Annotated in this window: 9 protein-coding genes; 7 read left to right on the plus strand and 2 right to left on the minus strand. The window is 64.0% G+C overall.

The genetic code is table 11. The features are described 5' to 3' along the window. Positions 1-240 precede the first annotated feature (240 nt). The 5 genes from ACESSC_RS01095 to ACESSC_RS01115 all read left to right on the plus strand — a co-directional run bounded on the left by ACESSC_RS01095 (position 241) and on the right by ACESSC_RS01115 (position 6,738). Positions 241-2,073 carry an NAD(P)-binding protein gene (locus tag ACESSC_RS01095; protein WP_118328150.1) on the plus strand — a complete coding sequence of 611 codons (1,833 nt, stop codon included), beginning with the start codon at positions 241-243 and terminating at the stop codon, positions 2,071-2,073. Then, positions 2,067-3,878, plus strand: coding sequence for an NADH-dependent [FeFe] hydrogenase, group A6 (locus ACESSC_RS01100; protein WP_443985203.1), 1,812 nt, complete (start codon positions 2,067-2,069; stop codon positions 3,876-3,878). Before ACESSC_RS01095 ends, ACESSC_RS01100 begins: the two co-directional genes overlap by 7 nt. 2 nt (positions 3,879-3,880) lie before the next feature. Then, a complete protein-coding gene (locus tag ACESSC_RS01105) occupies positions 3,881-4,939 on the plus strand; it encodes an ABC transporter substrate-binding protein (protein ID WP_373160900.1) in 1,059 nt (352 codons plus the stop codon). A gap of 24 nt (positions 4,940-4,963) precedes the next feature. After that, the gene (locus tag ACESSC_RS01110) at positions 4,964-6,319 is read left to right on the plus strand and encodes an ATP-binding cassette domain-containing protein (RefSeq protein WP_373160901.1); all 1,356 of its coding nucleotides are present in this window, start codon (positions 4,964-4,966) and stop codon (positions 6,317-6,319) included. Positions 6,320-6,534: 215 nt separating this feature from the next. Next, positions 6,535-6,738 carry a type II toxin-antitoxin system RelB/DinJ family antitoxin gene (locus ACESSC_RS01115; RefSeq protein WP_373160902.1) on the plus strand — a complete coding sequence of 68 codons (204 nt, stop codon included), beginning with the start codon at positions 6,535-6,537 and terminating at the stop codon, positions 6,736-6,738. 356 nt (positions 6,739-7,094) lie between these two features. On the opposite strand, the gene ACESSC_RS01120 is transcribed toward ACESSC_RS01115, so the two are convergent. Continuing rightward, on the minus strand, positions 7,095-8,207 hold the full coding sequence (locus ACESSC_RS01120) for an IS110 family RNA-guided transposase (RefSeq protein WP_373160903.1): 1,113 nt from the start codon (positions 8,205-8,207) through the stop codon (positions 7,095-7,097). Between the two features lie 178 nt (positions 8,208-8,385). Between ACESSC_RS01120 and ACESSC_RS01125 the strand changes: the two genes are divergently transcribed. Then, positions 8,386-9,297, plus strand: a complete 912-nt coding sequence (locus ACESSC_RS01125) for a CPBP family intramembrane glutamic endopeptidase (protein ID WP_373160904.1) — start codon at positions 8,386-8,388, stop codon at positions 9,295-9,297. Here ACESSC_RS01125 and ACESSC_RS01130 read toward each other — a convergent pair. Then, a complete protein-coding gene (locus ACESSC_RS01130; protein ID WP_373160905.1) occupies positions 9,294-11,435 on the minus strand; it encodes a YgiQ family radical SAM protein in 2,142 nt (713 codons plus the stop codon). The genes ACESSC_RS01125 and ACESSC_RS01130 overlap by 4 nt on opposite strands. A 253-nt stretch (positions 11,436-11,688) precedes the next feature. On the opposite strand from ACESSC_RS01130, the gene ACESSC_RS01135 reads away from it, so the two are divergent. Continuing rightward, positions 11,689-12,405, plus strand: coding sequence for a YoaK family protein (locus ACESSC_RS01135; RefSeq protein WP_117862013.1), 717 nt, complete (start codon positions 11,689-11,691; stop codon positions 12,403-12,405). Positions 12,406-12,566 lie beyond the last annotated feature (161 nt).

The raw sequence follows: 12,566 nt of genomic DNA on the forward strand, positions 1-12,566 counted from the left end.
GGCCGCATGCCTAGAGCAATGCCCCGTCCACGTGATTGCGTGGACGGGGCATTGTCATTTGGTAACGCGATTTATCAAATATGGCATTTATCTGCGGAAATGTTCGTTTTCACCGCTAAGGACGACGTTTCATACCGCCTGCCGAAGCGTGTCGCTGCCAAACAATTTTATAGGTCAGTGTTGTGCGTGTAGCAACTTCGCCCGGTCTCGCCTCCGGGCTGCCATGTGAGAGGGGATCTTATGGCTCGACTGCACGTAATGGAACGCAGCCACGCTCAGGCCGTCATGGACGATCTGCACGATGCGCTCGGACGCCGTCTGGCGGTGAGTTCGCTCGCCCCGTGTCCCGTTGAGTTTACGGCAGCGCTCGTTAACCTGTGCTCCACCCAGAGCTGCGGCAAGTGCACACCCTGCCGTGTGGGCCTGAGCGCGCTGAGCGACCTGCTCGCCGATGTGCTCGAAGGGCGCGCCGATGAGTCCACGCTCAACCTGATTGAGCGCACGGCCCGCACCATCTACCTTTCGAGCGACTGCGCCATCGGCTACGAAGCTGGCGCCATGGCACTCACGGCCATTCGCGGCTTCCGCGACGATTTTGAGCATCACATCCGCGAGCACTCCTGCGGCTTTGACCGCGAGGCCCGCGTCCCGTGCGTTTCGGGCTGCCCGGCGCACGTCGACATTCCCGGGTACATTTCGCTGGTCGAGGCCGGCCGGTATGCCGACGCCGTCAAGGTCATCCGCAAGAACAACCCACTGCCGCTCGTCTGCGGCTTGGTGTGCGAGCATCCCTGCGAGATGCATTGCCGCCGTGGCATGGTCGACGACCCCATGAACATTCTCGCCCTCAAGCGTTTTGCCGTTGAGCACAGCGACCTCAACGACCACAAGCCGCATGTAGTGGACGACACCGGTAAGCGCGTCGCCGTGATCGGCGGCGGCCCGGCCGGCCTTTCCTGTGCCTACTACCTGGCCGTGATGGGTCATAAGGTGACCATCTTTGAGCAGCGCCACCACCTGGGCGGCATGCTGCGCTATGGCATCCCCAGCTATCGTCTGCCGCGCGAGCGCCTGCAGGCCGAGATCGACTGGATCTTGAGCGCCGGCATCGACGTGGAGCTCGACCACTCCGTCAACGGCGAGGAGCTTGCCCGCCTGCGCGACGAGTTCGATGCCGTCTACCTGGCCATTGGCGCCCACAGCGATAAGAAGCTCGGCCTTCCGGGCGAAGAAGCTCCCGGCGTGGAGTCGGCCGTCAAGATGCTGCGCGCCATCGGCGATGACGAGCTGCCCGACCTGAGCGGCCAGCGCGTGTGCGTCATCGGCGGCGGTAACGTGGCCATGGACGTGGCGCGCTCCGCCGTGCGCTGCGGTGCCGAAAAGGTGAGCATCGTCTACCGCCGGCGCATCTGCGATATGACAGCCCAGGACGCCGAGATCGCCGGTGCCCAGGCCGAGGGCTGCGAGGTGCTGGAGCTGACGGCTCCGCTCGCCATCGAGACGGGCGAAGACGGTCGCGTGAGCGGCCTGCGCGTGCAGCCGCAGATTATCGGCGAGCCCCGTCGTGGGCGTCCGGCCCCGCGTGCCGCCGCCACGCCCGAGCGCGTCATTCCCTGCGAGCGCGTTTTTGTGGCCATTGGCCAGGACATCGATTCCAAGCCGTTTGGGGAGATAGGCATTGCCTGCAAGTGGGGCTGCGTGGTCACCGATTCGGATGGCGCCGTGCCCAACTTCGACGGCCTCTTTAGCGGCGGCGACTGCCAGACCGGCCCCGCCACCGTTATCCGCGCCATCAACGCCGGCCGCGTGGCTTCGGCAAATATCGACCGCTACCTGGGCTTCGACCACAAGATCAAGCTCGAGGTCGAGCTGCCGACCGTCCAGTTTAAGGGCAAGCACGAGTGCGGCCGCTGCGAGCTGGGCGAGCGCGAGGCCGGCGAACGTATTCACGATTGGAATCTGGTCGAACAGGGCCTTACTGAGGAGGAGGCACGCCAAGAGGCGAGTCGTTGCCTGCGTTGCGACCACTTTGGCTTTGGCGCGTTCCGCGGAGGGAGGAACCTGGAATGGTAGAGCTCAACAAAACCACCGTCGGCGACAACAGCGAAAACGGAGCGCACAACATGGTCAAGATCATTATCGATAACTGCGAGGTCGTGGTGCCCGAGCACACCACGATCCTAGATGCGGCCAAGTCCGCCGGCATTCAGATTCCCACCCTGTGCTACCTGCGCGATTTAAACGAAATCGGCGGCTGCCGCGTGTGCTTAGTCGAGGTCGAGGGCTGCGACCAGCTGGTTGCCGCCTGCAACAACTACGTGCTCGACGGCATGATGGTCCACACCAACAGCCCCAAGGCCCGCGAGGCCCGTCGCACCAACGTGCAGCTGCTGCTGTCCCAGCACGATTCGCAGTGCACGAGCTGCGTGCGCAGCGGCAACTGCAACCTACAGACCATCGCCAACGACCTGGGCATCTTCTATCTGCCGTACGAGCAGCACCTGGCGCGCGAGGGCTGGGACTTCGATTTCCCCATCATCCGCGATAACGACAAGTGCATCAAATGCATGCGCTGCATCAAGGTGTGCGAGAGCGTGCAGGGCTTAGGGATTTGGGACCTGACCAACCGCGCTACGCATACCGCCGTGGGCACCCGCGGGCGTGCGCCGATCGGCAAGACCGATTGCGTCGCGTGCGGCCAGTGCATTACGCATTGCCCGACGGGCGCCCTGCGCGAGCGTGACGATACCGAGACCGTGTTCGACGCCATCGCCGATCCCGACAAGATCGTGCTGGTGCAGATTGCGCCGGCCGTGCGTAGCGCCTGGGGCGAGGAGCTCGGCATTTCACGCGAGGAGGCTACCGTCGAGCGTCTGGCCTGCGCGCTGCGCCGCGTGGGCTTTGAGTACGTGTTCGACACCGACTTCTCGGCTGATCTCACCATTATGGAGGAGGGCTCCGAGCTGCTCGAGCGCCTGGGTAAGGCCGCCAAGGGCGAGGGCGACAGCCGCGGCTGGCCCATGTTCACGAGCTGCTGCCCGGGCTGGGTACGCTTTGTAAAGGCACGCTATCCGGAGTTTGTCGATAGCCTGTCCACGTCCAAGTCGCCGCAGCAGATGTTCGGCGCCATCGCCAAGACCTACTACGCCAAGGTGCTGGGCGTGGAGCCCGAGCGCCTGTTTGTGGTGTCCGTGATGCCGTGCACGGCCAAGAAGGCCGAGTGCGCGCTGCCGAGCATGGTGGGCGAGGACGGCACGCCCGACGTTGACGTTGCGCTGACGGTGCGCGAGATGGTGCGCATGATCCGCGCGAACCACGTGAGCGTGGATACGCTGGTTGAGGAGCCGCTCGATACGCCGCTGGGCTTTGGCACGGGCGCGGGTGTGATCTTTGGCGCCACGGGCGGCGTGATGGAGGCCGCCGTGCGCTCGGCATATTACCTGGTGACGGGCAAGAATCCCGACGCCGACTTCTTTACCGACGTGCGCGGCCTGGACGGCTGGAAGGAAGCCGTGGCCGATATCGATGGCACCAAGGTGCGCGTCGCCGTAGCGCACGGGCTGGGCAACGCCGCCCGTCTGCTCGACGCGATTCGCGACGGCCGCGTGAGCTATGACTTCGTTGAGGTCATGGCGTGCCCGGGCGGCTGCGTCGGTGGCGGCGGTCAACCCATCCACGACGGCTGTGAGCTGGCAGCCGAGCGCGGTCAGGTGCTGTGGGGTCTGGATGCCGCTGCGGACATTCGCTTCTCGCACGAGAACCCCGATGTCCAGGCGTGCTACCGCGAGTTCTTGGGCGAGCCGCTCTCGCCGCTGGCCGAGGAACTGCTGCATACCGACCATCACGCCTGGTCGATGCCTAACGAGGGGACGTGCTAGCGATGCGCGCGTTTGATTTTGAGATGTCGCGCCGGGGGTTTGCCTCGGCGCTCGCCGCGGGCGCCCTGTCGCTTGCGCTCGCGGGCTGTGGCGGCGGGGCTGCCGGTGCCGGGTCCGCCGCGGGTTCGGCTGCCGGGTCTGCCGCTGACGGTGCCGCCGCGGAGCCGGTTGAGGTGCACGTCGCCTCGCTCAAGGGGCCGACCTCGATTGGCCTGGCGCAGTTTATGGACCAGGCTGCCGATGGCGAGACGGACAATGAGTTCGACTTTGCGATCAACACTGCCGCCGACGAGATTGTGCCCAAGGTCATTCAGGGCGATATCGACATTGCCCTGGTGCCCGCCAACGTGGCGAGCGTGCTCTACAACAAGACCGAGGGCGCGGTCCAGGTCATCGACATCAACACGCTGGGCGTGCTGAACGTAGTGACGGGCGATGCGAGCGTGGCCTCGTTTGGCGATCTGGCGGGGCGTACCGTCTATATGACGGGCAAGGGCACCACGCCGGAGTACGTCATGAACTACCTGCTGGAGCGCGCGGGCCTGACAGGCCAGGTGGCGCTTGAGTTTAAGAGCGAGCCCACCGAGGTGCTGTCGGCGCTGCTTGCCGACCCGTCCGCCGTGGGCGTGCTGCCGGAGCCGTTCAAGACCGCTGCCATCGCAAAGAGCGAAGGCAAGCTGTCGGCGCCGGTAAGTCTGACCGATGTGTGGGACGAGCTGGCAGGAGACACGGGCTCGCGCTTGCTGACGGGTGTGACCGTGGTGCGCCGCGCGTTTGCCGAGGAACATCCCGAGGCCGTGGCGGAATTCCTGAGCTGCCATGCGGCGAGCGTTAAGGCTGTCAATGCGGCGCCGGCAGACTGGGCTCAGGCCGTGGTCGATGCCGGCATCGTGGATAACGCCAAGATCGCCGAGAAGGCGATTCCCGGGTGCATGCTTGTCTGCCAGACGGGCAAGGATATGAAGGCGGCACTTAGCGGGTATCTGCAGGTACTGTTCGACGCGGACGCGAGCGCCGTTGGTGGTAAACTTCCGGCTGACGATTTCTACTACTTGGAGTAGCCCGTGCGTGCGTTTGCTCGACAAATGACAGAGCGTATGAAGGCGGTGGCGGCAGCAGGTGTCGTCGCCGCCTTTTGGCTTGCCGTGTGGATGCTGGTGGCGGCGCTGGTGGCGCAGCCGTTGATTTTGCCGGGGCCGGGTGCTGTTGCCTTGGCGCTGCTGCGCTTGGTATGCGATGACGGTACCTGGGCGATTTTGGCGGGCTCGGGCGCGCGGATACTGGCTGGGCTGGCGCTTGCCGCGGTGTGCGGTGGCGTACTTGCCGGGATTTCGTCACGTTCGCGTGCGTTTGCGCACCTGGTGGCTCCGGCGCTGTCGTTTGTAAAGGCGACGCCGGTCGCCTGCGTGGTGGTCCTGTTGCTTATCTGGCTGGGGTCGGCGCGCGTGAGCATCGCGGCAGTCTTTTTGATGGCGCTGCCGGGCGTGTATTTTTCGCTGGCCGAGGGCTTGGCACAGGTGAATAAACCGCTGGAGCAGATGTTCCGTCTGCATGGCGTGCGCGGCTGGCGCCTGTTTTGCGCCCATACCTGGCGCGAAGTCCTGCCGTTTGTGCTTTCGTGCGCCCGCGCCGTGATCGGCATGAGCTGGAAGGCCGGCGTGGCGGCGGAGCTTATCGGCATGGCGACGGGCACCGTGGGTGAGCGCATCTATCAGGCAAAGCTTTTGATTGAGACGGCTGATTTGCTGGCGTGGACCGTGCTGGTCGTTGCCGCCTCGTGGGCGTGTGAGCGCGTGCTGGTGTGGCTGCTGCGGGTTTCGGGACCCGTGGCGTGGCGCGCGGCCGTGCGGGCGCATGGGCGCGGCGCTCGCGGGCGTGCGGGGGCCGCGAGCGATGGCGCCGCAGCGGAGCTTGCGCTTGCCGTGGGCGATCGTGCGCCCTGGGCGCCGGCGCTGGATGGTCTAGTGCTCAACGTGCCTGCGGGTGGGCGTATCTGTGTGATGGGCGCTTCGGGCATGGGCAAGTCGACGCTGCTTTCGTTGGCAGCGGGGGAGTGCGCGCCGTGCTCGATGGTGTTTCAGGATGCACGTCTGGTAGAGGGCGTCTCGGCTTTGGATAACGTGCTGGTGTGCGCCGATGCGCGTGTGGATGCTTCGAGCGCCGCGGCATTGCTGCGCCTGCTGGTGCCGGGAATCGATGTGCATGCTCGCGTGGCCGAGCTTTCGGGCGGGCAGCGCCGTCGCGTCGAGATCGCCCGCGCCCTGCTGTGCCCGGGCGGCGCGGTGATTCTTGACGAGCCCTTTACCGGTTTAGATACCGCTGCGCGCGATGCGACGACTAAGGTCGTGCTCGATCTGCTCGACGGCCGTATGCTGTTGCTTGCCACGCACGATGTCGCCGACGCTCAGGCCCTCGATATCTCGGGCATCATCACGCTCTAAAAACTAACTCAGCAACAAAATGATTCGTTTTCCTCCGTCCCTATGGGGTCGGGTGTGGTATTCTAACTGCGGGGTAATACTTAGGAATACCAAGTAATACCAACGCCGCAGAAACAAACTCCGGATGCGGGCCAATCGGGTTGCCTTCACAGCCCGTCGCCCAGCCGCGTGGCCCGCATCTATCCGCACTACCGTCGTTTCAAAAAGGAAGCGCCATGGCAGAACACATGACCCCCGTAGTCGCGAAGGTCTTGCCCGAGGAGAAGGCAGCCTTCGCGGCGGCAACCCAGCTCGTGGGCACCACGCCGTCCAACGCCATCCGCATGTTTATCGCCGCGTTCAATCGCTGCGGCACCTTCCCGTTCGACATCTCGCCCAACGGGGCTTTTGGCATTGTGCCCGATTCTCATCAACAATGACTGTCCCAAACTGCCGGCACTTGGGGACGTTCCTTTTAATATGAGCAGGACATTGTCAAGAGGCAAAATCGGGCCTGGCCCCAACGATATGGGGTCAGGCCCTCTCCCTATATCAACCCGTCCGCGGCGACCTCGGCGTGTCTTACCGACGCTCGTCTTTGCAGTTTAATATCCGCCCGTGGCGATCTCTCGCTGGGCAATCCGTTGCTACGGCTGAGGCTTCTACGTCGAACCGACAGTCTGTGCACGCGCGTGGCGCCCTGGGCGCTCGCAGAAAAGGGACCTGAGGTTCGCCTCAACGGCTTCGGATCGAACCGCTTCCGGGGTGACTGGCTTATGTGCGGGGGACCGCCCCCCTACGCCTCCTCGGCCATGAGGCCGACCGCCCACACCCAGCAGGCGAGCTCGCGCGCCGTGGCCACGTTCGCCTTGTTGCTGTGGACCCCGCGCGCGAGCAGCGCCTCCCGCCTCTCGACCAGCCTCCGCACGCCCTTGGCGGCATGCCTCCGGGCGCCCCGGTCCGGGGCCTGGCCCTTGGCGAGGTCCTTCGGCCGTCCCGAGCACGTCAGGTAGTGCCACGCGGCCTCGACCAGCGTCTTCCTCAGGTGCTTGTTGCCGGCCTTGGTGATCGCGCCCCTGCGGTCGCTCTCCCCGCTGGAGTGCTCGGAGGGCGTCAGGCCGACCCACGCCGCGAACGAGCGGGCGTTCCTGAACCTCGAGAACTCGCCGGCCTCGAACACGAGGTCGGCGGCGGTCGCGGTGTCGACGCCCTTGAGGCAGCGCAGGGAGTCGACCCTCCTCCGCCACCTGGGCTTGCGGGCCTCGGCCTCGACGAGCCCCTCGAGCCTCGCCTTCTCCTCCGCCGCCCGCCTGACCGCGTCGACGTAGTAGGCGAGCACGTCGTTGTCGGCCCCCTCCGCGAACCTAATCGACTCGATCCAGGACCAGTGCGCCCGGGTCCAGTTCCCCTTCCTGCGGCCGGTGGGCGTCCTCTCGTCGAAGACGAGCCCGTGCCTGAGCAGGAACTTGGAGAGCCGCTGCTTCGAGCGCGAGAGGTCGTCCCTCGCGTCCTCGAGCGCCCTGGTCAGGTCGCGGGCGGCCTCGCACTCGTCGTCGGGGACCCACACCTCGACCACGTTGCCGACCGACAGCATGCGGGCGAGGAACTCGGCGTCGTTGCGGTCGTTCTTCCTGCGCCTGTCCGCGCTGGGCTTGATCATCTTCGAGACGGCGCCGACCGCGCAGTCGGCACCCAGGCCGGAGAGCCTCTTCTGCAGGTCGAAGCCCGTGACCCCGGACTCGTACACGCACCTGGCCCTGGGGTCCACGGAGCGGACCCACTCCGCGACGGCGACGGCGTCGTAGCCGAAGGTCGCGCAGCGCACCTCCCCGGTCATGACGTCGAGGGAGACGGCCTTTATCGAGCGGGCGTGGACGTCGAGGCCGACGAAGGTGGTAGTATCGAGCATGGGAGCCCCTTCCATGAATGCGGCGTGGCCGCCGCGGCTGAATTAGACACTCACCATTGTCGGCCTGATCCGCGGTCTTTCATGCAGCAGGGGCTCTCAATGTTTTTATGTCCTGCTCATATCGTCTCTGCCGGCAGTTAAGGAACGTCCCCAAGTGCCGGGTTTTGAGGAGGTTGGCATGCTCAATGCGATGATTTGGGCGCTTGCCTGTTTTGGCGTCGTCGCTGCCGATATCGCCCTGAGCGTGGTTTTGTTCTCCGCTCTGGGCGTCGCATCGGTGTTCATGGGCTTTTCGATTGACGGCCTCGATATTCAATTGCTTCAGGCTGTCGCGCAGACGGCATCGTTTTTAATGGCGCTGCTGTGGTGGCGTTATCTGTGGCCGCGTTCGTTTATGGCACGCCGGCAAAGCGCGCATCCGCTCGGCGGGGGAGCGCGTGGGGCGTGGAAGCGCATCGCCTGCGTTATCGTGATCGGCCTTGCCCTGCAGGTGGTCGTTGGCTACGTGACCGACGCCGTGCTGTCGCTGTTGCCCGAGGCTGCGGCCGACTACAGCGAGCTTGTCGAGGAAACAGGCATGGGCGGCACCAGCTATCTCGCCGTCCTGACTACGGTGCTCGGCGCCCCATTTTGTGAAGAGCTGCTGGTACGCGGCATTATTTTTGAGTTTTCGCTCCGAGCGTTTAATCCGCAGTGCCGCCCACTTTGGAAGCGCCGGCGTCGTGCGGGTGCGCAGGACGGCGCCATGGTGCCCTGGGCGGCCACGAGCACGTGGGGTATCACCGCGGCGATTGTGCTGCAGGCGGCAATCTTCGGTTTTATGCACATGAATTGGGTGCAAGGTTGCTACGCGGGTGCCGCTGGCCTCATCTTTGGTTGGGTGCTCGTGACGACCGGAAAGCTCCGCTACACGATCCTGTTGCACTTTGCCTTTAATGCTGGGTCGTATCTCATGACGTTGCTCTGGTTTGTGAACACGCCGTTCGACGTGGCAATTACGGTCGCCATCGCCGGCGTCATCCTCGTTGAGGCAATGCGGTCGCTGCGCCGCGCGTGTGGGATGGATGCAGCGAGCGCACCGCTGCCCTAGTTGCGGCGTCCGCCTCCGTTGGCGCCTTGACGTCCCTGAGCTGCACGGTTGCGCCCGGCAGTGTTTTGCGCGCGCGACATGCCGCCGTGCCCCTTGCTGCCCTTGGGCCCCTTGCCGGCACCGCCAGCGCCGCCGTGGGCCTTGCCGCCCTTCTTGCCGGTGCCATGCCCCCCGCCAGCAGATGTCTCGCCCGGGCGTGGCGGCACGGGGCGAATCAGGCAATGCTTGGTGTAGCCAATCAGATCGCGGCGGCCGGCTTTTTCCAGCGCCTCACGCACGAGCTTGTAGTTCTCGGGCTTGCGATACTGGATGAGCGCACGCTGCATGGCCTTCTCGTGCGGGTCGCGGGCCACGTAGATCGGCTGCATGGTGCGTGGGTCCACGCCGGTGTAGTACATGCAGGTCGACATAGTGGACGGGGTGGGGTAGAAGTCCTGCACCTGCTCGGGCATGTAGCCCATGTCGCGCACGGCCTCGGCAAGGTCCACAGCTTCCTTCATCGTTGAGCCGGGATGGCTCGAGATCAGGTACGGCACCACATACTGTTTAAGTCCGTATTCGCGGTTCAGGCGTTCAAATTTACGGCAGAACGCGTCGTAGACGGCGCGGCTCGGCTTGCCCATCACGGAGAGCACCGCGTCGCTCACGTGCTCGGGCGCTACGCGCAGCTGGCCCGAGACATGATGCTCCAGCAGCTCGCGCAAAAACTCGTCCGAGGCATCGGCCATGGTGTAGTCAAAGCGGATGCCGCTGCGCACGAAGACCTTTTTGACGCCCGGCAGCTGGCGCAGGTCGCGCAACAACTGCGTGTAGCCGCTCTCGTCGACCACCATGTTCTTGCACACGCTCGGCCACAGGCAGCGCTTGTTCTTGCACACGCCGTGCTTGAGCTGCTTGTCGCAGGCAGGACGGCTAAAGTTTGCCGTCGGTCCGCCCACGTCGTTGATATAGCCCTTAAACTCGGGATCGCGCGTGAGCAGCTCGGCCTCGCGCATGATCGAGTCGTGGCTGCGCATCTGCAGCACGCGACCCTGGTGGAAGGTGAGGGCACAAAACGAGCACTCGCCAAAGCAGCCGCGGTTGGAGCTGATGGAAAATTTGATCTCGGCAAAGGCCGGCACGCCGCCCGCCGCGTCGTAGTCGGGATGCCAGTCACGTGCGTAGGGGAGCTCGGCGACCTCGTCCATCTCGTCGGTGGTGAGCGTCGCCGATGGCGGGTTCTGTACCACATAGACGCTGTTGGGGTAGGGCTCTACCAGGCGATGACCGGTGATGGGGTCCATATTCTGCTGCTGCACGTTAAAGCTGCGCGCGTAGTTGAGCTTGTCGGCGGTAAGGTCGTCCCAGCTGGGCAGCAGGTCGTAGTCGTAGACCTCGTCGAGCGAACCCGTGCGGTAGACGGTACCGTTGATATAGGTGATCTGGTCGACGGGCAGTCCCGCGTCGAGCGCATCGGCGATCTCGACAATCGCGTGCTCGCCCATGCCGTAGATGAGGATGTCGGCGCCCGAGTCGAGCAACACCGAACGCTTGAGCTTGTCCTGCCAGTAGTCGTAGTGGGCCAGACGGCGCAGGCTTGCCTCGATGCCGCCGATGATGATGGGAACGTCCTTGAACGTCTGGCGGATGAGGTTGCCGTAGACCGTGACGGCACGATTGGGGCGGTGCCCCTCCTCGCCACCGGGAGTATAGGCGTCGGTGTGGCGGCGGTGCTTGGTCACCGAATAGTGGTTGACCATGGAGTCCATGTTGCCGGCGCTGACCAAAAAGCCCAGGCGCGGCTCGCCGAGCACCGTGATGCTGGCGGGATCGGTCCAGTCGGGCTGGCAGATGATTCCTACCTTGTAGCCGTGCGCGTCGAGCACGCGGCTGATGATGGCCATGCCAAAGCTCGGATGGTCCACGTAGGCATCGCCGCAGATGTAGACAAAGTCGCACTGGTCCCAGCCGCGCGCATCCATGTCGGCGCGGCTGACGGGGAGGAATTTATCGCGGCCCGGGCGCCAGGGGCGGGCGGGCGCTGCTGGAGTATGAGTGGTGTGCCCACCCTGCGCCTTGCCGCCGCGCTTTTGCTGCTGGCCCTGTTTGCCCTGCTGACTGCGCTGGTTGTTCTGAGCGTGCTGAGGCTTTTTTGCCACGATCCCTCCCGGTGTTTGTATGCTGCACGTAATTGTAACCAGTCTTTTTGGGACGGGGCTAAAAAGACTGGTGGAGAACATGAGCTGGCGGATTGGCGCGTCGGTGCGGGTGCCGTTTGTTTCCAGACTGTGTATCTGCGCATTGGGAGACCCGTCTCGTGGGCGCGCCATGTTGTCAATGGGTTACAGTATGAACGGCGGCTATGTTTCCGCCAACGCACGAGAGGGTCGTCAACAAGGAGGATGCACGACGATGCAGCGTGCCAAACAGATATCGGAGTCTATTGAGCTGGGCATCATCTTGGCGCTCGCCGGTGGCTTTATGGACGTCTATTCGTACATAGGGCGCGACCATGTTTTCGCAAACGCTCAGACGGGCAACATCCTGCTCGTGGGTGTAAGCATCTCGGAGGGCAACTGGGCGCTGGCGGGACGCTATTTCTTCCCCGTGGTGTCGTTTGCCGTGGGCATTATGCTTGCCGACCTGGTTCACGAGCGGTTTGGCAGTGTGATTCACTGGCGCCAGGTGACGGTGTTCTTTGAAGCCGTCATCTTGCTGGGCGTGAGTTTTATTCCCGGTGGCGATTTCAACCTGCTCGCCAACTGCCTCACTTCGTTTGCCTGCGGTATGCAAGTCGAGAGCTTCCGCAAGATCCACGGTCACGGCATCGCCACGACCATGTGCATCGGCAACTTGCGCAACGCACTGCAAAACGTGGATGATTACATCATCACCCACAAGCGCGGCTTTTTGGAAAACGGCCTGCTGTACTTTGGCGTGATCTTTACCTTTGTGTTTGGCGCTGTGCTGGGCAACTGGTGTATTGAGCGCATAGGCCTGCACGCCATCGTCGTGGCGAGCGTGCTGCTGTTTGTCGCGTTTGCCATCATGTTCATCGACCGCGAGCGCGACTTGCGTTTTCGCTGGAAGGTTGCGGCCGAGGCTTGGAAAGAGGGCTGTCGAAAGTAACCGAATGCGGCAGAGGGGCCGTCCCTTTGCCGCATTATTTTTTCATCTTCTGTTGAAACGCTTTAACAATTTAACGTTCTCACGTGTTTTTCGTTTCAAAAGCGTTAGGATGGGACTCATAGCGTGGGGCGTAATGGGTGCCCCGCACACGATGGGAGGCT

Origin of the sequence: Collinsella aerofaciens (genome assembly GCF_964243765.1) — a bacterium.
In the GTDB taxonomy this organism is placed as follows: Bacteria; Actinomycetota; Coriobacteriia; order Coriobacteriales; family Coriobacteriaceae; genus Collinsella; species Collinsella aerofaciens_BU.

Bases quoted from the DNA above. Each gene is read 5' to 3' on its own strand.
- ACESSC_RS01095 (WP_118328150.1), top strand. From the start codon at position 241: ATGGCTCGACTGCACGTAATGGAACGCAGCCACGCTCAGGCCGTCATG.
- ACESSC_RS01100 (WP_443985203.1), top strand. From the start codon at position 2,067: ATGGTAGAGCTCAACAAAACCACCGTCGGCGACAACAGCGAAAACGGA.
- ACESSC_RS01105 (WP_373160900.1), top strand. From the start codon at position 3,881: ATGCGCGCGTTTGATTTTGAGATGTCGCGCCGGGGGTTTGCCTCGGCG.
- ACESSC_RS01110 (WP_373160901.1), top strand. From the start codon at position 4,964: ATGACAGAGCGTATGAAGGCGGTGGCGGCAGCAGGTGTCGTCGCCGCC.
- ACESSC_RS01115 (WP_373160902.1), top strand. From the start codon at position 6,535: ATGGCAGAACACATGACCCCCGTAGTCGCGAAGGTCTTGCCCGAGGAG.
- ACESSC_RS01120 (WP_373160903.1), bottom strand. From the start codon at position 8,207: ATGCTCGATACTACCACCTTCGTCGGCCTCGACGTCCACGCCCGCTCG.
- ACESSC_RS01125 (WP_373160904.1), top strand. From the start codon at position 8,386: ATGCTCAATGCGATGATTTGGGCGCTTGCCTGTTTTGGCGTCGTCGCT.
- ACESSC_RS01135 (WP_117862013.1), top strand. From the start codon at position 11,689: ATGCAGCGTGCCAAACAGATATCGGAGTCTATTGAGCTGGGCATCATC.